We start from the raw sequence: 21,345 nt of genomic DNA on the forward strand, positions 1-21,345 counted from the left end.
CTATTTCAGGCCCTGTCCAGCGCCTTGATCGCAAGCGCAGCGCCAGCCGCGCGCGTCTCGACGTGCAGCTTACGGAACAGATGTTCGAGGTGCTTGTTCACCGTGCGCGGCGCCATGCCGAGAATGTCGCCGATATCGCGATTCGTCTTGCCGCGAGAGACCCAGAGCAGCACTTCGGCCTCGCGCGCCGTCAAATTGAAGCGCGCCGCGAGTGCGCTGCTGTGCACAGTGTCATCGGTCTCCTTGAGGGTGAGGATCCACTCTCCAGGATCGGGAGCGGAGGTTGCGCTCGCAGAACGCCGCACGTGTCCCGCGGTGAATTCGAGGACGGCGCCGGCCGGACTCCCGCGCCCGAGCCAGTCCGCAAACCAGTCGCGCAACAGCGGCGGCAACATGGGGTGCGCAACCGCTTGCACGAGGTCATCGGGGTGGCTGGCCCGGTAGGCAGAAATTTGCCGTGCCGCTTGCGGACTCTGCCAGCGGATCGCGCCATCGGCGCCGACGATCAGCGCCGCCCGCGCATCGAGCGACAGTGCCGCGTGCGCATAGAGTTGCGCACGTGAGCGCTGCACGTGTGCGCCAATGCGCGCGCAAACCTCCTCGGGACGCACGGGTTTCGTCACATAGTCGATGCCGCCGACGCGAAACGCGCGCACCACATGCTCGCTTTCCGTCAATGCCGTCATGAAGATCACGGGCAGATGTTCGTGGCGAACGTCCTGCTTCAGGTGGCTGCAGGTCTCGAAGCCATCCATGCCAGGCATCATCGCGTCGAGCAACACGACGTCGGGCGTCACGCGTGCGAGGCGCTTGAGCGCATCTTCGCCCGAGAGCGCGACCAGCACCGCGTAACCATGTGCCTGAAGCGTATCGGAGAGAAATGCGAGGTTGTCCGGCGTGTCGTCGACAATCAACACGACGGGACGCTCGCGCAGCCACTCGGGCGACGCATCGGTGGAGTTCATCGCGCGCGCGTCAGACGTCCGCGGCGCGAGACAGTCGGTCGAGTTCATGCTCAAGCTCCCTTAGCTGAAAGCGTTCCGCCAAAGCGCGCAACACGTCGATCTGCTCCTGTAGCGCGGGCCAGGTCGCGCGCGCCGAGTCGAGTTGTTCGATCACGCCTTGCAGGTAGCCGACTTCGAGGTGTGCGCGCAGCCGCTCGAGCACCGCTTTCGGCCACGCGAGGTCCAGTGACGCGTGCCTGACGGGCGGCGTGGCTTGCGCGGACGCGGACGGCTCGGATGCGATCCAGTCGAGCACGAGTAACTGCGCGAGCTTGTCGAGCAACAAATTGATCTGGAGCGGCTTCACGAGATATCCGGCGCATCCGGTCGCGCTCGCGCGTTCCCGATCGTCGGCAAATGCATTAGCCGAAAGCAGCACGATCGGGGCGTTCGACAACTGGTTTTCGCGGATCAGCCGGCTGGCTTCGTAGCCGTCCATCAGCGGCATTGAGATGTCCATGATGATCACGTCGACGCTGTGTGTCGCCAGCCAGCGCAACGCGTCGGGGCCGCTCTCCGCCTCGGCGACGTCGAAGCCGAGCGGCGTCAGCAGTTGCACGACGATGCCGCGCTGATCCGCGAGATCGTCGACGACGAGAATCGCGCGCTTCGGCCCGGTATAGCCGCGGATCGCCGCGAGTTCAGTGCGCGCGTCGGCTGCGCTGTTCACTGCTGGCGCGAACAGTCGCACGATGAAGCGCGTGCCGCGCCCGACCTCGCTGTCCACTTCCAGACTGCCACCGAGTGCCTGCGTGAGAAGCCGGCAGATCGTGAGCCCCAGTCCCGCGCCGTGATCGTGCGCGTGCGCCGCTTCGCCTCGCTCGAACGGCAGGAACAGGCGCTCCATCTCGGCCGGAGGAATTCCGGGGCCGGTGTCGACTACTTCGAACTTCAACGTGTCGAGCACGTGACTCACACGCAGCGTCACAGTACCCGCGGACGTGAAGCGAATCGCGTTGCCGATCAGGTTGGTCAAAATCTGACCCATGCATTTCTGGTCGGTACGCACGGTGGCGGGCAGGCGGCCTACGGTCTGCACGTCGAAAGCGAGCGCTTTCTCGAGCGCCTGCGGGCGCAGCATTGAGGTGACGTGCGCGACGAAATCCACCAGTGACACGCGTGCGATGTTCAGTTCCAGCTTGCCCGCCTCGATACGCGCGACGTCGAGCAGCCCATCGACGAGCGCAAGCAGATGTTCGCCGCTGCGGTGAATCGTTCGCACGGCGCTGTAGCGCGTCGGCGAAAACTCCTCTTTCGCCTGCAAAAGCAACTGTGCATAGCCGAGAATGCTGTTCAGCGGTGTGCGCAACTCGTGGCTCAAACCGGACACGTAGCGGCTTTTCGCCTGATTCGCCGATTCGGCGGCGGCCGTCGCGCGCTTGAGCGCGGCGTCGGTTTTCTGGTGCGCGTCGATTTCCTGCATCAGCAATTCGTTTTGCCGTTGCGATTCTTCCTGCGTGACGCGGCGGCTTTCGCGCTCCAGCACGAACCACCACGCCGCTATGCAGCCGACGAGAGAAAGCGCGAAGAATATCTTCAGAAAACTGTGGCCGATCGCGCTGTCGATCGACGATCCGTCGACGGCGAGCGAGGTCACACTCTGCGACCAGGTCAGATAGAGCACGCTCGCGAGCACCGCGAGTATCGCGCACATGAGGCTGGCATAGTGCATGAGACGCAGCGCGGCTGGGCCGAGCCGCACGCGGGGAAACACGCGATGTAGCGCGCGATCGGCTTGCGACGCGAAGCGTGCGTGCGGCTTGCAGCGATCGTGGCAGCGCGAATCGAGCGAACAGCACAGCGAGCAGATCGTGCCGCCGTAGGCAGGGCAGAAGGCTGTGTCTTCCGGTTCGAACGCGTTCTCGCAGATCGCGCAGCGAAGCGAAGTGGCGTTGCCCGTGGGTTGGGCGGCGCGCGCGATGTAGTAGCGTCCGCGCGTGACGATCGCGAGCACCGGAGCACAGGCGACCGCCACGCCGAACGCGATGAACGACGACATGGCTTGTGCCAGCAAGCCGAACATGCCGCTCTGCGCGAGCATCGCGGCGGCGGCGGCGATCAGCATCGCGCCTACGCCGACGGGATTCACGTCGTACAGGTGTGCGCGTTTGAATTCGATATGACGCGGGCTAAGCCCAAGCGGCTTGTTGATGACGAGATCGGCGAACAGTGCGCCGATCCACGCGATCGCGATGTTTGCGTAGAGCGACAGCACCCTGGCGATCGCCTCGAATACACCCATTTCCACGAGCAGCAGCGCGATCATCACATTGAACACGAGCCACACCACCCGCCCCGGATGGCTATGCGTCAGACGGGCAAAAAAATTCGACCACGCGAGCGAGCCCGCGTACGCATTCGTCACGTTGATCTTCAACTGCGAAACGATCACGAACAGCGTCATCGCGGGCAGCGCCCAGCTCGCGAGCCCAAACGGATCGAGCAGCAAGTGATAGGCGACGAGGTACATCTGGGTGGGCTGCGTGGCCTCCGCCGGACTGACTTCGTACTGGATCGCGACGAAGGCGAGGAATGCGCCGCCGAGCATCTTGAGCGCGCCGGGCACGATCCAGCCTGGTCCCGCCGACAGCAGCGCGAGCCACCAGCGCGTGTGGTTCTTTGCAGTCAGCGGCGGCAGGAAGCGCAAGTAATCCACCTGCTCGCCGACCTGCACGATCAATGCAAACACCACGGTCGAGGCCTGCCCGAATGCGATCACGCTGAACGCGCGGCCTTGCGCAGCGAAGCCGGCAAAGGTCGTCCATTCGTGCACCAGACCCGGATGGTGCCACAGCACAGCCGCATAGGGCAGCGCGAACAGTACCAGCCACAGCGGCTGAGTCCAGCTTTGCAGCCGATTGATCAGCGTGATGCCGAACATCACGATCGGAATCACGACGAGCGAGCTCAGTACATAGGCGATCGCCAGCGAGATATGAAAATAGAGTTGCAACGCGAGCGACATGATGGCCGCTTCGAGCGCGAAGAAAATAAACGTGAAGACGGCATAGAGCAGCGACGTGAGCGTCGAGCCGATATAGCCGAAGCCCGCGCCGCGCGTAAGCAGATCCATGTCGACGCCATGGCGCGCGGCGTAAAAGCTGATCGGCAGACTGGTGAGCCAGATGAGCACCGATACGACCGCGATCGCCCAGACCGCGTTCGTAAAGCCATAGTTGACAACGAGACTGCCGCCGATCGCTTCGAGCACCAGAAAAGACACGGCGCCGATTGCCGTGTTGGCGACGCGCAGTTCCGACCAGCGTCGAAACGAACGCGGCGTGAAGCGCAACGCGTAATCCTCGAGCGTTTCGTCGCCGACCCACGCATTGTAGTCGCGCCGCACCTTGACGATGCGTTGGGTACTGGGCGTGCCCACTGACGGGTGACTCTGGGGCATGGAGATGATCTGGATTGGTGCGGAAACGATCGGATCGGTGTCTGATGCAAATTACATTCCAGTGCGACTGCGGGGAATACGTCAATCGACGTATTCCGGTTGCCAATTTGGCTTTCTACATTGCGTCCAACCTCGAACCAGCTCTCGCAAGAAGCGCAGGGCGACCGATAAGGAGAATGTGATGTCCGCAGACGATCGAATCGATGATGATGCTCGCACGCCGTCGCCGTTGCGCCGGAAACTGATCGGCGGCCTCGCCGCCGCGCCGTTGATGGCGCTGGGGCTGCCACGTACTTCATTTGCTCAAACGCCGCCCACCGCCAAGGTGAACACCACCGGACTCGCGGTGACCGATACCACGGTGACAGTCGGCCAGTTGCATTCGGCGACCGGCACGATGGCGATCTCCGAAACCGGTTCGATCCAGGCCGAACGCCTTGCGATCGAGCAGATCAACGCAATGGGCGGCGTGCTCGGGCGCAAGATCCAGATCATTCAGGAAGATGGTGCCTCCGACTGGCCGACCTTCGCGGAGAAGTCGAAGAAGCTGCTCGAGAACGACCACGTCGCGGCCGTGTTCGGCTGCTGGACCTCGGCCTCGCGCAAGGCAGTGCTGCCGGTGTTCGAGAAGGACAATGGGCTGCTCTATTACCCGACCTTCTACGAAGGCCTCGAACAGTCGAAGAACGTGTTCTACACGGGCCAGGAAGCGACCCAGCAGATTCTCTGGGCGCTCGACTGGGCGTCGAACACGAAGAAGGCCAAGACGTTTTTCCTGATTGGTTCCGACTATATCTGGCCGCGTACGTCGAACAAGATCGCGCGCCGTCATATCGAGCAGCATCTGCACGCGAAGGTCGTCGGCGAGGAGTATTACCCGCTCGGCACGACCGAATTTGCGTCGCTGATGAACAAGATCAAGCTCGCGCGGCCGGACTGCATTTTCGCGAGCGTGGTGGGCGGCTCGAACGTTGCGTTCTACAAGCAGCTCAAGGCGGCCGGTATCACTCCGCAGAAGCAGTTCCTGCTGACGCTGTCGGTAACCGAGGACGAAGTGCTCGGCATCGGCGGCGACAACTTCGCGGGCTTCTATTCGTCGATGAAATACTTCGAGGCACTCGATAACGAGAACAACAAGAAGTTCGTCGCTGCGTTCAAGGCGCGCTACGGCCAGAAGTCCGTGATCGGCGACGTGACCCAGGCCGCGTATCTCGGCCCATGGATCTGGAAGGCCGCCTGCGAGCGCGCGGGCAGCTTCGACGTGGACAAGGTGGTGGCATCGTCGGCGGGCATCGATGTGGCCAATGCGCCGCAGGGCTATGCGAAGGTCGATGCGAATCACCACCTGTGGAGCCGCTCGCTGATCGGCCAGGGCCAGGCAGACGGCCAATTCAAGGTCGTCGCGCAGTCCGACCAGCCGATCCAGCCGAATCCGTTCCCGAAGGGCTACATGTAATCCGTCAACCGCAGCTGCGCGGCGACGCAACGCGCCGCCGCGCGAGGAGCGCTCGATGTCCGCCACCGACATTTTCAACATCACGCTGATGCAGGGCTTCGCCGGTCTGAGCCTGTTCAGCGTTCTGCTCCTGATGGGGCTTGGGCTCGCCGTGATCTTCGGCCAGATGGGCGTGATCAACATGGCGCACGGTGAATTCATGACGATCGGCGCTTATACCGTCTACATGTTTTCGTGGTTCTCGCAGAACGTCTGGCACGCGTTCACGCCGGTGTACTTTTTCTTCGCGATCGTCGCGGCGTTCGGCCTCGCGTTCGCGGCGGGCTGGCTCGCCGAATGGGCATTGATCCGCCATCTATACCGCCGTCCGCTCGACACGCTGCTCGCTACCTGGGGTCTGAGTCTCGGCATGCAGCAAGTGTTTCGCTCGACGTTCGGGCCGAAGGAAGTGAGTCCTGCGCTGCCCGACTGGCTGATGGGCTCCTGGGAGCCAGCGCCAGGCCTGGATATTCCAGTCAGCGGCATGTTCGTGATGGGACTCGCGCTGGTCATGACAGGTGGACTGCTGCTCGCGCTCTACCGCTCGCGCTGGGGCCTGCGCGTGCGTGCCACGGTTGCCAACCGGCCCATGGCCAACGCTGCCGGCATCAACACGCGGCGCACTGACCGGATGACCTTCGCGATCGGCTGCGGTATTGCGGGGGTGGCGGGCGCGGCGTTCACGGCGATCGGCTCGACCGGACCCACCAGCGGTTCTCTTTATATCGTCGATTCGTTTCTTGTCGTCACCTTTGGCGGCGCGGCGAGCCTGCTCGGCACCGTGGCCTCGGCGTTCGGCATCGCGCAGATGCAGTCGATCAGCGAGTTTTTCCTGTCGGGTTCGATTGCACGTGTTCTTACGCTGCTGACGGTCGTCGTGATCCTGATGCTGCGTCCGCAGGGACTCTTTGCGTCGAAGGTGCGGCGCGTGTGAGTGCGGGGCGCCGTGCACGGCTCATTCACTGATTAATTCGTATGGAGATGGACATGGAACCCATCCAAGCCGTGGCGGGGAGCGTTTCCCCGCGATCCGGTCCCAGCGCGCCGGGAGGCTGGCGCGCGCTCGCGATGCGGCTCGACGCGTCGGGTTACGTGGGCATCGCGATACTCGCGGTGCTGATCGTTGTCGTGTTTCCGCTTGTGCTGGATACGTTTCGCTTGAACCTGATGGGCAAGTACCTCACCTACGCTTTCGTGGCGATTGGCCTCGTGATCGCGTGGGGCTACGGCGGCGTGCTCAGCCTCGGACAAGGCGTGTTCTTCGGCCTCGGCGGTTACGCGATGGCGATGTTCCTCAAGCTTGAGGCGTCCGACCCGGCCGCCACCCACACGCAGACCACGCCCGGCATTCCCGACTTCATGGACTGGAATCAGCTCACCGCGCTGCCTACGTGGTGGAGGCCGTTTCATTCTCTACCGTTCTCGATCCTCGCCGTGCTCGTGGTGCCTACGGCTCTCGCGTTCGTCGTCGGTTATGCGATGTTCAAGCGACGGGTGGGCGGCGTGTACTTCGCGATCATCACGCAGGCGGTCGCCTTGATTCTTTCGGTGCTGATCATCGGCCAGCAAGGATATACGGGTGGCGTGAACGGGATCACCGATCTGCGCACGCTGCTCGGCTGGGACATCCGCACCGACCACGCGAAGCTGGTTCTTTATTTCGTCAATGCGGTGCTGCTGATCGGCGCGCTGCTCGCCTGTCGCTGGGTCCAGCGCAGCAAGCTCGGCACGCTGCTGCTCGCGATGCGCGACAAGGAGGACCGCGTGCGCTTCTCCGGTTACGACGTCGCGATGTTCAAGGTGTTCGCGTTCTGCCTCGCGGCGCTGCTCGCGGCTGTCGGTGGCGCAATGTTCACGTTGCAGGTGGGTTTCATGTCACCGTCGTTCGTCGGCATCGTGCCGTCGATCGAGATGGTGATCTATGCCGCAGTCGGCGGGCGCATGTCACTGGTGGGCGCGGTGTATGGCGCGATTCTCGTCAACCTCGGCAAAAGCTGGTTCTCGGAGAGCCTGCCTAATCTCTGGCTCTATCTGATGGCGGCGATGTTCATCGGCGTGGTGATGGCCTTTCCGAACGGGCTCGCGGGTCTCTACGAAGAGCATGCCCGGCCGCGTATCCGCCGGTGGCTCGGCGCAGCGAACAAGGAGATCTGACGCATGAGCAACACTGACTTTCTGCTTGCGATCGAAGATCTGAGCGTGTCGTTCGACGGTTTCAAGGCGATCGATTCGTTGAACCTCTATCTCGAGCGCGGCGAATTGCGCGTCGTGATCGGCCCGAACGGTGCGGGCAAAACGACGCTGCTCGATCTGATTTGCGGCAAGACCAGGGAAACCGCCGGCAGCATCAAGTTCCGCAACGAGGAAATCACAAATCTCGCCGAGTTCCGGCGGGTGCGCAAGGGCATCGGCCGCAAGTTCCAGACGCCGTCGATCTACGAAAACCTGAGCGTCGCGCAAAACCTCGAAGTGTCGTTTCCGCGCGGACGCAGCGTGTTCGGCGCGCTCGCCTATCGCGAGGATGCCGAAGTGGCCGACCGGGTGCGTGCGGTAGCCGATGAGATCGGTCTTGCCGCTTCGCTCGATCTCGAAGCCGGGCTGCTGTCGCACGGCCAGAAGCAGTGGCTGGAAATCGGCATGTTACTGATGCAGGACCCCGAACTCCTGATGCTGGACGAACCGATTGCAGGCATGAGCGCGCGCGAACGGGAAGTCACAGCGGAACTGCTCGATCACATTTGCCGCAATCGCTCGATGATCGTGATCGAGCACGACATGGCCTTCGTCGAGCGGATCGCGCACAAGGTCACGGTCATGCATCAAGGCAAGATCCTCGCGGAAGGGCCGATGGCGCAGGTGCAAGCCGATCCTCGCGTGATCGATGTCTATCTCGGCCACTGAATTTACACGGAGAACACATCATGCTGGAAGTCGACGATCTCGTGGTCAGCTACGGCCAGAGCGAGGTGCTGCACGGCATCGGATTTTCCGTGGCGAGCGGCGAAAGCGTCGCGGTGATGGGCCGCAACGGCATGGGCAAGACGACGCTTTTCAAGGCGCTAATCGGCATGCTGCCCGCCAATCGCGGCACGGTGCGGGTGGGCGGCGCCGACGTGTCCAAAGACGAGAGCTACCGGCGCGTGGCGAAAGGCATCGGCTACGTGCCGCAAGGCCGGCAGATCTTCGCGTCGCTGAGCGTCGAGGAGAACATCCAGACGGGCCTCGAAAAGGCGCGCAGCCAGCTCGTGCCCGACGATCTCTACGCGCTCTTTCCCGTGCTGTTCGACATGCGACGGCGCAAGGGCGGCAACCTCTCGGGCGGCCAGCAACAGCAGCTCGCGATTGCGCGCGCGCTCGCGACCGATCCGAAGGTGTTGCTGCTCGACGAGCCTACCGAGGGCATTCAGCCGTCCGTCATCAAGGACATCGCGAAGGCGCTCAATCAGATTCGCACGACCCGCAACATCGCCATCGTGGTGTCCGAGCAGGTGTTGAGCTTCGCGCTCGACGTCGCCGACCGGCTCTTCGTGATCGAAGGCGGCCGCTTCGTACATCAAAGCACCCGCGATGCAGGCGACACCGACCGCATCCGCGAATACCTCTCGGTATGAGTGCGGCGCACCGAACCGCATTTACTGACCCTCGAACCACGGAGCGAACGCAATGCCCGAAACTCTCATCAAGGTGGATCTGAACCAGCCGGCCTACGAAAACACGCAGGTGCACAACCGCTGGCACCCGGATATTCCGATGGCTTGCTGGGTCAAGCCCGGCGACGACTTCATCCTCGAAACCTACGACTGGACCGGCGGCTTCATCAAGAACGATGACAGCGCCGACGACGTGCGCGACATCGATCTGTCGATCGTCCATTTTCTGTCCGGCCCGGTCGGCGTGCATGGCGCGGAACCCGGCGATCTGCTGGTCGTGGACCTGCTCGACATCGGTGCGAAGTCCGAGAGCCAGTGGGGCTTCAACGGATTTTTCTCGAAGACCAATGGCGGCGGTTTTCTCACCGACCATTTTCCTGCCGCGCAGAAGTCGATCTGGGATTTTCACGGCGTCTACACGAACTCGCGCCACATTCCAGGCGTGAATTTCGCGGGTCTGATTCACCCCGGCCTGATCGGATGCCTGCCTGATCCGAAACTGCTGGAAACCTGGAACGCACGCGAAACCGGCCTGATCGCGACCGCGCCGGAGCGCGTGCCGCCGCTGGCGAATCCGCCGTTCGCCGCGACCGCGCATATGGGGCAACTCACGGGCGACGCGCGTGACAAGGCGGCGGCGCAAGGGGCGCGCACCGTGCCGCCGCGTGAGCACGGCGGTAATTGCGACATCAAGGATCTGTCGCGCGGCTCGAAGGTGTTCTTCCCCGTCTACGTGGATGGCGCAGGACTTTCCGTCGGCGATCTGCACTTCAGCCAGGGCGACGGCGAGATCACGTTTTGCGGCGCGATCGAAATGGCGGGCTGGGTACACATGCGCGTGAATCTGATCAAGGGCGGCATGGCGAAATACGGAATTCGCAATCCGGTATTCCAGCCGAGTCCTATCACGCCGAATTACAACGATTACCTCATTTTCGAAGGCATTTCGGTCGACGAGCAGGGCGCTCAGCATTATCTCGACGTGACGGTCGCGTATCGGCAAGCGTGCCTGAATGCGATCGAGTATCTGAAGAAGTTCGGCTATTCGGGCGCGCAGGCGTATTCGTTGCTCGGTTGTGCGCCGGTGCAGGGGCACATCAGCGGCGTGGTCGATATTCCCAATGCGTGCGCGACCTTGTGGCTGCCGACACAGATTTTCGACTTCGACATTCGCCCGAATGCCGATGGGCCCATCCAGCACATCAAGGGCGGTGTGGATTTGCCATGCTCGCCGGATCTCGCGAACGTCTGAGCCAACGCTACCAGGAGAGCCTGTCATGCCGATCTACGACTTCGAATGTGCGAGTTGCGGTCCCTTTTCCGTCATGCGGTGCATGGCGGACCGCGAAAAGCCTTGCCGCTGTCCCGAGTGCGGAGGGGAGAGTGGCCGGGTGATCAGCGCGCCGTCGCTAGCCTTGATGGCGAATACACGGCGCTCCGCGCACGCAACGAACGAGCGCGCGCAGCACGCGCCGCGCCAGTCCGGTGACGGGGCGCCGTTGCGTCATCGGGCGGGATGCAGTTGCTGCTCGGGTGGCAGCGCGAAGCTCGCGGGATCGGCTTCGGACGGACTCAAACGGCCGGCAGGACGACCATGGATGATCAGCCACTAGTGAGTGTGTGCTGAAGCGGAGCGGGCGGCCCGAAGTCCGCCTGCGATCTGAGGGACTTAAGGAGGATATGTCATGCGACATGGCGATATTTCGAGCAGCAACGATTGCGTGGGCGTCGCGGTGGTCAACTACAAGATGCCGCGTCTGCATACGAAGGCGGAGGTGCTCGACAACGCGCGCCGCATCGCCGGCATGGTGATCGGCATGAAGCAGGGATTGCCTGGCATGGATCTCGTCGTGTTTCCCGAGTATTCGACGCACGGCATCATGTACGACCGGCAGGAGATGTTCGACACGGCGTCGACGGTGCCGGGCGAGGAGACGGAAATATTTGCGGTGGCGTGCCGCCAGGCCAACGTCTGGGGGGTGTTCTCGATCACGGGAGAGCGTCACGAAGAACATCCGCGTAAGGTGCCGTACAACACGCTTGTGCTGATCGACAATCGCGGCGAGATCGTGCAGAAGTATCGCAAGATCATGCCTTGGACGCCGATCGAAGGCTGGTATCCGGGCGATCGTACCTACGTGACGGATGGGCCGAAGGGTTTAAAGATCAGCCTGATCATCTGCGATGACGGCAACTATCCCGAGATCTGGCGCGACTGCGCGATGAACGGCGCGGAATTGATCGTGCGCTGCCAGGGCTACATGTATCCGGCCAAGGAGCAGCAGGTGATGGTGGCTAAGGCAATGGCGTGGATGAATAACACTTACGTCGCCGTGGCGAATGCCACGGGCTGGGACGGCGTGTATTCGTACTTTGGTCACTCGGCGATCGTGGGTTTCGACGGGCGCACGCTCGGCGAGTGCGGCGAGGAGGAGATGGGCGTGCAGTACGCGGAGCTCTCGCTGAGCATGATCCGCGACGCGCGGCGCACGATGCAGTCGCAGAACCATCTATACAAACTTCTGCACCGCGGGTACACGGGCACGATCAATTCGGGCGACGGCGCGAACGGCGTGGCGGCCTGTCCGTTTGGGTTCTATCGCGACTGGATCGAAGACCCCGACGGCACGCGCCGCCGCGTCGAAGCACTCACGCGCCCGACGCCAGGGACGCCGGAGTGTCCGATTGATGGGATTCCGAACGGGGCGTGAGGATTGGTTCGCCGGGCGTTGTCACGTTCGCGCGCTGGTCAGCTAGTCAGTCATCAGCCACGCGGTTCGGAGGTATTTCCGCTTTCAACTCAGCCTTCGCGACATCGAGGAGCTACTGTTCGAGCGCGGCGTGGTTGTCAGCCATGAATCGATCCGGCGGTGGACGGACAAGTTCGGCGCCAGTTTTGCGCATCAGGTCAGGACTGCCCGTCGCAAGCCGGGCAGCACATGGCCCGCGAAAACAGAGATCCCTGAGCTGGCGAATGTGAAGCACGTGTTCGTCAAGGCCTGCGCGCGCGAACAACCGCGCTGAAAACAGCCATCAACCCACGCGTGAACGCGAGCGCCGGATGCGAGGGTTTCGCTTGCCCGAACGCACGCAGTCATCTGCTGAGCGCCTCGCTCTATCGCAAACAGCTCGCCGCGCGATTTGAAGCGTGGCGTCTCTTCACCGGCATTGCCCAAGCTCCGTCCACCGTGTTCTGAGACACGCCTATTGGTGGCGTTTTTTTACATCGCAGCTCTGCGCATTTATTTTGTCACTGTTTTCTCATTAACGGGATGGCGGGCGGAGAGACGCGCACGCTGGTTTCCGGCGATCTTCGCACACAGTGGTTTTTTTGCAGCTGCAATTGGTGCGGAAGCGCACATACCGGTTGCCGCGCCTCCATGAATCATGCTCCGCATATCGAGTCGCGTAAATGCTTTCAATTTAAAAATTAAAGAAGATAAAAATGAAAGGAAACGCAATGAAGCGATATTTCCACGTAAGAAAAAGGAAAACAAAATGAAGGCGATGCTCCCGGGGCTGGACATCCTGCGGTTCCTGCTGGCCTGCTATCTGGTCGTCTTCCACACGCTCGTCATTTACCCCGAGGCGAGGGCGATGCCAATGGCCGACTTCTTCAAATTCGGCGGCTGCGCGACGAGTATCTTCTTTATTCTGTCAGGATTCATTCTATCGCACGTTTCGGTGGAAAAGAAAACTGGCGAAGCGATGAAGGTTTCGGCATCGAAGTTTTTTATCAACCGTTTTAGCAATATTTATCCCATTCACATCGTTACGTTAGCGCTGAGCATTGCATTAATGGCTGTGAATTCCCATCCCTTCGACACCGAACTGAGCAACCTCGATTCAGCAACGCCGATTGTGCACACCATGAGCGGTGTGGAAGTGGCGGTCAATGCGGTTTTACAGATCCTGTTATTGCAGGCCTGGAATCCCTTTTATCTGTCATTCAACATTCCGTCGTGGTCGTTGTCGACGCTGTTTTTTTTCTATTTATCGTTTCCGGCGCTCGCGCCACGCCTGCTGTCGATGCGCTGGAAGTCCACGATGCTGATGGCGATGTGGGGCGCCAGCCTGTTGCCGGCCGTGATCGTCGTTGCAGGCGGCTGGTATCAGGTGTGGCCGATCGGTGTGTTGCATACCAATCCGCTGGTGCGGCTTCCGGAGTTTCTGGCGGGCATTCTCGCTTACGGGATATTCGAGGCGAACGTCGAAAGCATTACCGGCATGATCGCGAGTTGCCGGTGGATCATATTCGCTGCTACAGGGGCACTTTTCATCGGCGCCACTTTTCTGTTTACGGCGGGAATGCGTTCGTGGGAAGTACTTCTTCACAACGGCGCACTCTTGCCCGCGCAAGTCGCAGTGATTTTTGTTTGCGCGAGCGCACTGCAAAACGCGTCGCCGCGCGTGGCCGCCTGGACGAGACGGCTCGGCAACGCTTCGTTGTCGATCTTCGCGCTGCAATACCCGCTATTTATCGGCTTTCTCAAAGTGCAGAAGCTGCTTGGCATTCCGTATTCGCTGTTGTCATGCGTGCATCGACCGCATGTTTGCCGGGAGGCGGCAAGCCAGGTGCCCGTGCATTTTTCCGCCTATCCGGTCTATCTGGTCCTGGTGCTGGTGGCGTCGGTGCTGTTTCAGGAGCGGGTCGTGGTGCCGCTCAGGACCAGGCTGCGTCGCGTGCTGAAGAGTCGCTGGGACGCAGCGTGGCCCGCGCCGCTGCCAGCGACGTCGGTGCCGAAGACACAGTGAGACGCGCTGCCGGCCAGGTGCAGGCGTTTGCGCATCCCGGTCCCGCACTCGTCGATGTGATCACATCGAAGCATGAGCTTGCCATGCCTCCGAAGGTGGAACGTGCCCATGCGAAGGGATTCAGCCTTTATATGCTGCGTGCGATATTGAACGGACGCGGCGACGAGATCGTCGAGCTGGCTCGCACCGAGCTCAGATGCAAACGGGCGCTAGCCCAATTGCCGACGGCTCGGGCCCGCGTCCGTGATCCTCGTCAACGTGTTCGCCTCAGCGCGCCAGCAACGAAACCGTCGCGATGCCGAGAATCGTCATGATCAGCGAAGTGCTCAGGTGAATCGCCACTTCGCCCGCCGCCCAGCCGAACCGGCCGTCCTGCAGACGCTGCACGACCTCCGCGGAGAACGTCGAGAACGTCGACAGCCCGCCCATCAGACCGGTGATGACGAACAGCCGCCATTCCGGCGTGAGCTGGGGCACACGCGCGAAGCCCGCGACCGCCACGCCGATGAGGTAGCCGGCGATCACGTTGGCGGCGAGCGTGCCGAGCGGCAGATCGCTAAAGACCGGGTTAAGTCGAAAGCCGAGGAACCAGCGAAACAGCGAGCCGAGTGCGCCGCCAATCGCGACAGCGAGAAAAGACCAATACATGGAAGAGGATCGAAACCGGAATGTCGACAGACCGGTCGATGCGGGCGAGTCGATGCCGCGTCCGCATAACCGGGCGTAGCAGGCATCATCAGCCCCAAGGGCGGTTAATGGAGAATGCCATCTCCAGCCGCGAAGTCTAACATCGGCGCGCGCATTTGGGGACAGGCGCGTGATTCGCGCCTCTCCCGTTTCCCGCGAGCGCCGCCTTCGTTCACTCCGGCGTTGCCGAAATCTTGTGAATCGACAGATCGGCGCCGTTGTATTCCTCTTCCTGGTCGAGGCGCAGACCGACCGTCATGCGGATCACGCCGTACACGACCGTGCCGCCGAGCCCCGACACGACGATTCCGCCGAGCGTGCCGATGACCTGCGAGGCGAACGACACACCACCCAGCCCGCCGAGCGAATGGATGCCGAAGATCCCGGCCGCGATGCCGCCCCATGCGCCGCACAGCCCGTGCAGCGGCCACACGCCGAGCACGTCGTCGATGCGCCAGCGGTTCTGCACGCAGGTGAACATGTAGACGAACAGCACGCCAGCGATACCGCCCGTGACCAGCGCGCCGAGCGGATGCATGATGTCCGAGCCCGCGCACACCGCGACGAGCCCGGCGAGCGGGCCGTTGTACGTGAAGCCCGGGTCGTTGCGGCCCGCGAACCACGCGCTCAGCGTGCCGCCGACCATCGCCATCAGCGAATTGACCGCGACGAGGCCGCTGATCTTGTCGAGCGTCTGCGAGCTCATCACGTTGAAGCCGAACCAGCCGACCGTCAGCACCCATGCGCCGAGCGCGAGAAACGGAATGTTCGACGGCGGATGCGCGGCGATGCCGCCGTCGCGGTGATAGCGACCGTGGCGCGCGCCGAGCAGCAGCACGGCCGGCAGCGCGACCCAGCCGCCGAACGCGTGCACCACCACCGAGCCCGCGAAGTCATGGAACGGCGCGCCGAAAGCCTGCGTGAGCCAGTCCTGGATGCCGAAGCGGCCATTCCACGCGATGCCTTCGAAGAACGGATAGATGAAACCGACCAGCACGAACGTCGCGAACAGCTGCGGATTGAACTTGGAGCGCTCGGCGATGCCACCCGACACGATCGCGGGGATCGCGGCGGCGAACGTCAGCAGGAAGAAAAAGCGCACGAGCGCATAGCCGTTGTGCTGGGCGAGCGTCGCCGCGCTGTCGAAAAACTGCACGCCGTATGCGATCGTGTAGCCGATGAAGAAGTACGCGATCGTCGAGACCGCGAAGTCCACCAGAATTTTGACCAGCGCATTCACCTGATTCTTCTTGCGCACGGTGCCAAGCTCCAGGAAGGCGAATCCCGCGTGCATCGCCAGCACCATGGCAGCGCCCATCAAAAGAAACTCGGTATCGGCGCCGTATTTCAGACTTTCCATCGATATGTCCCGCTTATGCCAAAAAAGTGCGCTATGTCAGCAAGAAGCGGGCCAAAGCTGTGCTGGTCGCGTCGACACGGTGCAATCGGGCACCGGGATGGGCATCCGGTGGGTTTTGAGCCATGCGCCGCCCGAGCGCGTCATGCACCTGAACAGAGAGGAATGGCACAAGAAAAGTGCATAAATCGACGCCCTTGCGCAGATTGACCCAGAGGAGGGCGAAATATTCGATGTAAATTACATTTTGATTCGAAATCCTGACGCAGCAAGATGCTGGTCGGGCGCGTCGATGCCCATTTCTGGCGCACTGTGCGCGAACGGCAGAAGCTACCGTCGACTCGTTCGTGCCCCTCTTTCTTTTCCCGCGCAAACGCCGACATAATGTGCCGACTCCGTGCACGATCCGCCGGCCAACCCCTCCCATGGGCACGCATGAGACTGACCACTAAAGGCCTGCTTCTGATCGCGATCCCGGCCGTTTTCGAACTCGCGCTGCTCACCGGTGTCGTGAAGGCCCAGACCGATGCGACGATGGCCGAGCGCTGGACGATGCATAGCGAGGAGGTGTTGCGCCAGAGCACGGAGATTCTCGATCCGGTGCTGGCCGAATCGGTCGCGCTGCGGGGCGCGGTGCTCGCCAACGACGCGCATTTCACCACCCCGATCGCGGTATGGATGGACGTCGACCGGCGCATCGACGAGCTCGCCGAACTCGTCGCGGACGATCCGGCGCAGGTCGAGCGCGTGGCCGAGGTGCGCCAGGCGGTGCAGGCGTACCGCCAGTGGTCCGACCGGATCCAGGACATGCTGCACGCCGGGCGGACCGGCGAGATTCTCGCGCGCTTCCACGATCTCGCCCAGGCCGACGTGCTCGATCATTTCCGTGTGGAGGTGAGCGCGTTCCAGGCCGAGGAGCGCCGTCTCGACAGCTCGCGCTCGAATGCCGTCGCCGCCGTGCGCGAACGGGAACAGACGCTGATCGTCGCGGCCGCGTTGGGCTCGCTGCTGTTCGTCGCGCTCGCCGTCTGGATGTTCACGCGCGGCGTGCGCGGCCGGCTCGCGCTACTGTCCGACAACGCGGGCCGGCTCGCCGGCAACGAGCCGCTCGCGCCGCTCGGCGCCGGTAGCGATGAAATCGCGCGGCTCGATCTGACCTTGCACGAGACGAGCCGCCGACTGCTCGAAGCCGAGCGCATCGAAGCTCGCTTTCACGCGGACCTCGAGCGGCGCGCCGCCGAGCTCGCGCGCAGCAACGAGACGCTGCGCCAGCAGACCCAGGAAAACGAAATGTTCATCTACAGCGTGTCGCACGACCTGCGCGCGCCGCTCGTGAACCTGCAGGGATTTTCCCGGGAGCTGATTCGCGCAAGCGACGAGTTGCGCGACGCGGTGCGCGGTTCGTCGCTCGCGATCAGCACGCGCGAGCGGATCGAGCGCCTCGTCGACGAGGACATCGGCGAGGCGCTGCACTATCTGCAGACCGCGGTGCTGCGCGCGTCGCACATCATCGACGCGCTGCTGCGGCTGTCGCGGGTCGGGCGGGTCGAGTACCGGCGCCAGAATGTCGATGTACGCGACATCGTGCAACGTGTCGTCGATGCGATGCAGGGCTCGATCCGTGCGCGGCGCGCGCGCGTGACGGTCGGCGAACTGCCCGCGGTATGGGGCGATCCGACCGCGCTCGAACAGATCTTCGCAAACCTGATTGGCAACGCGATCAACTATCTGGACCCGGCGCGCGAGGGCAGCGTCGAAATCGGCACGACGCCTGCGCCGCCGGGCGTGCATTCGCTGCGGATCTTCTACGTGCGCGACAACGGCCTCGGTATCCCGGCGATCGCGCTGCCGCGCCTGTTTACCGCGTTCCAGCGCCTGCACGGCAATGCCGCGGCCGGCGAGGGCATCGGCCTCGCGCTCGTGCGGCGGATGGTCGAGCGACATGGCGGCCGCGTGTGGGCGGAATCGAAGGAGGGGGTGGGCACGACGTTCTATCTGTCGCTGCCAGAGGCGGGTGCTGCGAGCGCGAAACCGGCCGCGGCTGGCGCGGCTGCGCTCGCCGCGGCGGGTCCGGCTCCGGCGGCGCGCGATGCGCGTCAGAGTGTGCCGGGCGCTGCGGGACCAGGCTTGGGTGCAGGCAGCGGGTCGTCCGCACGTTCGGTCCACGCGGTGCGAGGAATCAGCACGCGGTAGGGGGCGCTCGATCGTGCGGCGCGGATGGCGCTCGCCCGCGCGTCAACCGGCGAAAATCCGCCGCGGCTTCAGCAGTCTTCTGCCGCGCACCGACCAGTAGCAACCGCATGCCAGCAGCACGGCGATGCCGGCGAACGTTTCGGCCGGTGTTGGCCGAATGCCGGCAAGACCCTCGACGGCAAACAGGCCGTGCGTGACACCGAGCAGCGCTGCCCACAGTGCACACGCGGCCTGCATCAGCAAACGGGTCCCTTTCATATGCCGAGCGCGGGTGTCGTGCGACCAGGTGGGCAGCCGGCGCGCGCAGAAAAAAACGATCGCCATCAGCATGATGACGAGGGTGACGATCCAGTCGATCAGTTTCATCGAAACAGCACTCCCCAAAAGCAGCCGCGACACTATACGGAGGTGTTTCGCCTGCAACTGTCGGAAGATTCTGAATTGTGGGGCGCTGTTGAGCGATGTCGAGGCGAGCGCCGCTGCAAGTCGACGCTCGTTGCTGCACGTGGTCTCGGGACCCGGTGGGCGATCCGCTTGCCGACTGTCGCGTGAATGCCCAGCGGTCTCAACTCGGCATGCAACGCTTCCGTGATGCCTTCGACGGCGAACTTCGTCGACGAATACACGCCAAAGCCCGCCGCGGCACGATAGCCGCCAATCGATGAAACATTGATCACGTGGCCCGAGCGGTTCGCGCGCATGGTCGGCAATACAGCGCGCGTCGGCTTCGCAATACTGCCGCGGCAACAGGCGCGCGCCGAAGACGATCGTTGAGGGAAGGGGCGCCTCTTGAATCGCGCGGACGTCAGCTCCATCAGGTTCGACAGAACCGCGACCAACTCGCCGGGGCGATCCGAAGCGGGCGCGCCGCGCAACGGCGGTATCATGGGCACGTCTTCGCATGTGCGAGCCGCCCGACGCGGCTCCTTCCAGATCATGATTTCATCTCTTTCCTCATCGTTATTGCACCGCGCGGCGGTCGTGGTCCTCGTGTTCGGCGCGCTGGCCGCGTGCCAGAAGAACGACGCGTCGGCCGGCCAGGTCGCGGGCAAGCTGAACGACGCCGCGCAGCTTGCCGGTCAGAAGCTCGATCAGGCCGCGAGCTACGTCGGCCAACAGGTGGACGCGACCAAGGATGCCGCGCAACAGAACCTCGACTCGGCCTCCGCGCCGTCGCTCAAGATCGACCCCGCCGCGCTCGCGTCGAGCGCGCAGGCCAACCTGCAGAACGCGGCGAGCGCGGCCAACGCGCAGCTCGGCAAGGCCGCGTCGATCACGGGCCAGGGCCTCGAAACGGCGGGGCGCAAGCTGCAGGCGTGGTCGGCGCAGAATGCGGGCGCGTCGGCTTCGTCGACTGCATCGACCGATTCCGCCGACGCGCAGAAGCAGATGGATAAATGACTCGCGCCGTTCGATCCGGTTTCGCCGTTTGACATTAGCGTTATATGTAATTACGATGGTTACACATTGTCGTTTCGGGACGGATCTGCCGTGAACACGAGTAGCCGGTTTGCCTTTGCCGTGCATGTGCTCGCGCTGTTGTCGCTACAGGGCGGCGTGCCGTTGTCGTCGGAGATGATCGCGGGCAGCGTGAACACCAATCCCGCGCTCATTCGCCGGCTTCTGAGCATGCTCTCCGACGCCGGCCTCACCACCTCGCAGATGGGCGCCGGTGGCGGCGCGTTGCTTGCGCGGCGGCCGGAACGGATCACGTTGCTCGAGGTCTATCGCGCGGTGGAAGACGCGCAGTTGTTCGCGTTGCATCGCGAGGAGCCAAATCCAGCGTGCATGGTGGGGCGCAATATCCAGAGCGTGTTGAGCGGGATCATCGACGAAGCGCAGCAGGCAATGGAAGCGACGCTGGCCGCGCGCACGCTCGCCGACGCGACCGCCGACGTGGTCCGCTCGGAGAAGCAGCGCGAGCGCGAGCGCAAGCGCCGTGCTTGAGCGTGTCTTCGCGCACAAGACGCGTCGGCGGTGAACGATAGAAGCGCAGTGTCGTAGGGCGCGGCTCGAACTATTCCGGCACGCGTGCCCAAACAAAGGAACGGGGTGAGCGCCCCGCTTTTTTTCTCGTTATATGTAACTATAAAAGTTACATATAAGACAACCTGAGGAGTACGCTGATATGAGCAAGCAACTGAAGATCGCCCTGTTTGGCGCGACTGGCATGATCGGTTCGCGGATTGCCGCGGAAGCCGCGCGTCGCGGGCATCAGGTGACGGCGCTGGTGCGCGATCCGGCGCGCGTGCCGGCCGGCGTCGCGAATCTGCATGCGGCGCAGGCCGATCTGCTCGACGCCGCGAGCGTCGGCGCGGCGGTGCGCGGTCAGGACGTGGTCGCAAGCGCGTATGCGCCGCCGCAGGGCGATCTCGCCACCCTGACGCAAGCGACACGCGCGCTGGTCGAGGGGGTGCGCGCGGCGGGGCTGAAGCGCGTCGTCGTGGTAGGCGGCGCGGGCTCGCTCGAAGTCGCAGCGGGCAAACAACTGGTCGATACCGACGGCTTTCCGGACGCGTACAAGGGTATTGCACTCGCGCACCGCGACGCCTTCGAGTACTACCGCGGCGTGACCGATCTCGACTGGACGTTCTTCGCGCCAGCCGCGCTGATCGCGCCGGGCGAGCGCACCGGCAAGTTCCGCACGGGCGCGAACACGCTGATTGCGGACGCGGACGGCAACAGCCGCATTTCGGCCGAAGACTACGCGATCGCGTTCGTCGACGAACTGGAGCAGGGCCGCTTCATCCGCCAGATCGCGACGGTCGCGTACTGACGAGCGGCGGTTCGAATTCGCCGGCCGC

General features: G+C 63.2%; 19 protein-coding genes, 4 pseudogenes and 1 riboswitch. Of the genes and pseudogenes, 16 read left to right on the forward strand and 7 right to left on the reverse strand.

Annotation, left to right across the window (positions count from 1 at the left end; genetic code table 11):
* Positions 1 to 5: 5 nt before the first annotated feature.
* Together OKW40_RS23435 and OKW40_RS23440 are read right to left on the reverse strand one after the other, a co-directional pair.
* Entirely contained in the window at positions 6 to 965 is a 960-nt protein-coding gene (locus OKW40_RS23435) for a response regulator (RefSeq protein WP_429492043.1), read from the reverse strand.
* 10 nt (positions 966 to 975) lie between these two features.
* On the reverse strand, positions 976 to 4,404 hold the full coding sequence (locus OKW40_RS23440; protein WP_429491741.1) for a hybrid sensor histidine kinase/response regulator: 3,429 nt from the start codon (positions 4,402 to 4,404) through the stop codon (positions 976 to 978).
* A 181-nt stretch (positions 4,405 to 4,585) separates the two neighbouring features.
* On the opposite strand from OKW40_RS23440, the gene urtA reads away from it, so the two are divergent.
* From urtA to OKW40_RS23490, 10 genes and pseudogenes are all read left to right on the forward strand, one after another.
* Positions 4,586 to 5,860: an urea ABC transporter substrate-binding protein gene (gene urtA, locus OKW40_RS23445; RefSeq protein ID WP_090804068.1), complete on the forward strand. Its 1,275-nt coding sequence runs from the start codon at positions 4,586 to 4,588 to the stop codon at positions 5,858 to 5,860.
* Positions 5,861 to 5,915: 55 nt separating this feature from the next.
* Complete coding sequence (gene urtB / locus OKW40_RS23450; RefSeq protein WP_090804070.1) at positions 5,916 to 6,833, forward strand: urea ABC transporter permease subunit UrtB; 918 nt, start codon at positions 5,916 to 5,918, stop codon at positions 6,831 to 6,833.
* A gap of 53 nt (positions 6,834 to 6,886) precedes the next feature.
* On the forward strand, positions 6,887 to 8,053 hold the full coding sequence (gene urtC, locus OKW40_RS23455) for an urea ABC transporter permease subunit UrtC (RefSeq protein WP_184039859.1): 1,167 nt from the start codon (positions 6,887 to 6,889) through the stop codon (positions 8,051 to 8,053).
* A gap of 3 nt (positions 8,054 to 8,056) precedes the next feature.
* Positions 8,057 to 8,800 (forward strand): urea ABC transporter ATP-binding protein UrtD, encoded by a 744-nt coding sequence (gene urtD, locus OKW40_RS23460; RefSeq protein WP_429491743.1) that lies wholly within the window; start codon positions 8,057 to 8,059, stop codon positions 8,798 to 8,800.
* A 20-nt stretch (positions 8,801 to 8,820) separates the two neighbouring features.
* Positions 8,821 to 9,510 (forward strand): urea ABC transporter ATP-binding subunit UrtE, encoded by a 690-nt coding sequence (gene urtE / locus OKW40_RS23465; protein ID WP_184062017.1) that lies wholly within the window; start codon positions 8,821 to 8,823, stop codon positions 9,508 to 9,510.
* Between the two features lie 52 nt (positions 9,511 to 9,562).
* Positions 9,563 to 10,801, forward strand: a complete 1,239-nt coding sequence (gene fmdA, locus OKW40_RS23470; RefSeq protein WP_429491746.1) for a formamidase — start codon at positions 9,563 to 9,565, stop codon at positions 10,799 to 10,801.
* Between the two features lie 25 nt (positions 10,802 to 10,826).
* Positions 10,827 to 11,162, forward strand: a complete 336-nt coding sequence (locus OKW40_RS23475; protein WP_184062016.1) for an FmdB family zinc ribbon protein — start codon at positions 10,827 to 10,829, stop codon at positions 11,160 to 11,162.
* Between the two features lie 72 nt (positions 11,163 to 11,234).
* Positions 11,235 to 12,260: an aliphatic amidase gene (locus OKW40_RS23480; protein WP_429491748.1), complete on the forward strand. Its 1,026-nt coding sequence runs from the start codon at positions 11,235 to 11,237 to the stop codon at positions 12,258 to 12,260.
* Between the two features lie 52 nt (positions 12,261 to 12,312).
* Positions 12,313 to 12,451: pseudogene (locus tag OKW40_RS23485) on the forward strand (IS6 family transposase); the annotation flags it as partial.
* Positions 12,452 to 12,495: 44 nt separating this feature from the next.
* Positions 12,496 to 12,643, forward strand: a pseudogene (locus OKW40_RS23490) (IS6 family transposase); the annotation flags it as partial.
* Between the two features lie 148 nt (positions 12,644 to 12,791).
* Here the strand turns inward: OKW40_RS23490 and OKW40_RS23495 are convergent.
* Positions 12,792 to 13,076, reverse strand: a complete 285-nt coding sequence (locus OKW40_RS23495) for a hypothetical protein (protein ID WP_429491750.1) — start codon at positions 13,074 to 13,076, stop codon at positions 12,792 to 12,794.
* Between OKW40_RS23495 and OKW40_RS23500 the strand changes: the two genes are divergently transcribed.
* Positions 13,048 to 14,304, forward strand: a complete 1,257-nt coding sequence (locus OKW40_RS23500; RefSeq protein WP_429491752.1) for an acyltransferase family protein — start codon at positions 13,048 to 13,050, stop codon at positions 14,302 to 14,304. The genes OKW40_RS23495 and OKW40_RS23500 overlap by 29 nt on opposite strands.
* 23 nt (positions 14,305 to 14,327) lie before the next feature.
* Positions 14,328 to 14,501, forward strand: a pseudogene (locus OKW40_RS23505) (ubiquinone-dependent pyruvate dehydrogenase); the annotation flags it as partial.
* Positions 14,502 to 14,571: 70 nt separating this feature from the next.
* Here OKW40_RS23505 and crcB read toward each other — a convergent pair.
* Together crcB and OKW40_RS23515 are read right to left on the reverse strand one after the other, a co-directional pair.
* The gene (crcB, locus tag OKW40_RS23510) at positions 14,572 to 14,952 is read right to left on the reverse strand and encodes a fluoride efflux transporter CrcB (protein ID WP_090804083.1); all 381 of its coding nucleotides are present in this window, start codon (positions 14,950 to 14,952) and stop codon (positions 14,572 to 14,574) included.
* Positions 14,953 to 15,024: 72 nt separating this feature from the next.
* Positions 15,025 to 15,086, reverse strand: a riboswitch (Fluoride riboswitch).
* A gap of 77 nt (positions 15,087 to 15,163) precedes the next feature.
* The gene (locus tag OKW40_RS23515; RefSeq protein ID WP_184066730.1) at positions 15,164 to 16,351 is read right to left on the reverse strand and encodes an ammonium transporter; all 1,188 of its coding nucleotides are present in this window, start codon (positions 16,349 to 16,351) and stop codon (positions 15,164 to 15,166) included.
* A 432-nt stretch (positions 16,352 to 16,783) separates the two neighbouring features.
* Here OKW40_RS23515 and OKW40_RS23520 point away from each other — a divergent pair, with 432 nt between their 5' ends.
* Positions 16,784 to 18,541: a sensor histidine kinase gene (locus OKW40_RS23520; protein ID WP_429491754.1), complete on the forward strand. Its 1,758-nt coding sequence runs from the start codon at positions 16,784 to 16,786 to the stop codon at positions 18,539 to 18,541.
* Positions 18,542 to 18,583: 42 nt separating this feature from the next.
* Here the strand turns inward: OKW40_RS23520 and OKW40_RS23525 are convergent, their stop codons facing one another.
* A complete protein-coding gene (locus OKW40_RS23525; RefSeq protein WP_090804088.1) occupies positions 18,584 to 18,907 on the reverse strand; it encodes a hypothetical protein in 324 nt (107 codons plus the stop codon).
* A 173-nt stretch (positions 18,908 to 19,080) separates the two neighbouring features.
* Positions 19,081 to 19,263: pseudogene (locus OKW40_RS23530) on the reverse strand (SDR family NAD(P)-dependent oxidoreductase); the annotation flags it as partial.
* A gap of 214 nt (positions 19,264 to 19,477) precedes the next feature.
* Here OKW40_RS23530 and OKW40_RS23535 point away from each other — a divergent pair.
* From OKW40_RS23535 to OKW40_RS23545, 3 genes are all read left to right on the forward strand, one after another.
* Complete coding sequence (locus OKW40_RS23535) at positions 19,478 to 19,942, forward strand: hypothetical protein (RefSeq protein ID WP_429492045.1); 465 nt, start codon at positions 19,478 to 19,480, stop codon at positions 19,940 to 19,942.
* Positions 19,943 to 20,032: 90 nt separating this feature from the next.
* On the forward strand, positions 20,033 to 20,488 hold the full coding sequence (locus OKW40_RS23540) for an Rrf2 family transcriptional regulator (RefSeq protein WP_429357021.1): 456 nt from the start codon (positions 20,033 to 20,035) through the stop codon (positions 20,486 to 20,488).
* A gap of 181 nt (positions 20,489 to 20,669) precedes the next feature.
* Complete coding sequence (locus OKW40_RS23545) at positions 20,670 to 21,317, forward strand: NAD(P)-dependent oxidoreductase (RefSeq protein WP_184066739.1); 648 nt, start codon at positions 20,670 to 20,672, stop codon at positions 21,315 to 21,317.
* Positions 21,318 to 21,345 lie beyond the last annotated feature (28 nt).

This window comes from Paraburkholderia sp. RAU6.4a, assembly GCF_050435625.1.
Lineage (GTDB): Bacteria > Pseudomonadota > Gammaproteobacteria > Burkholderiales > Burkholderiaceae > Paraburkholderia > Paraburkholderia tuberum.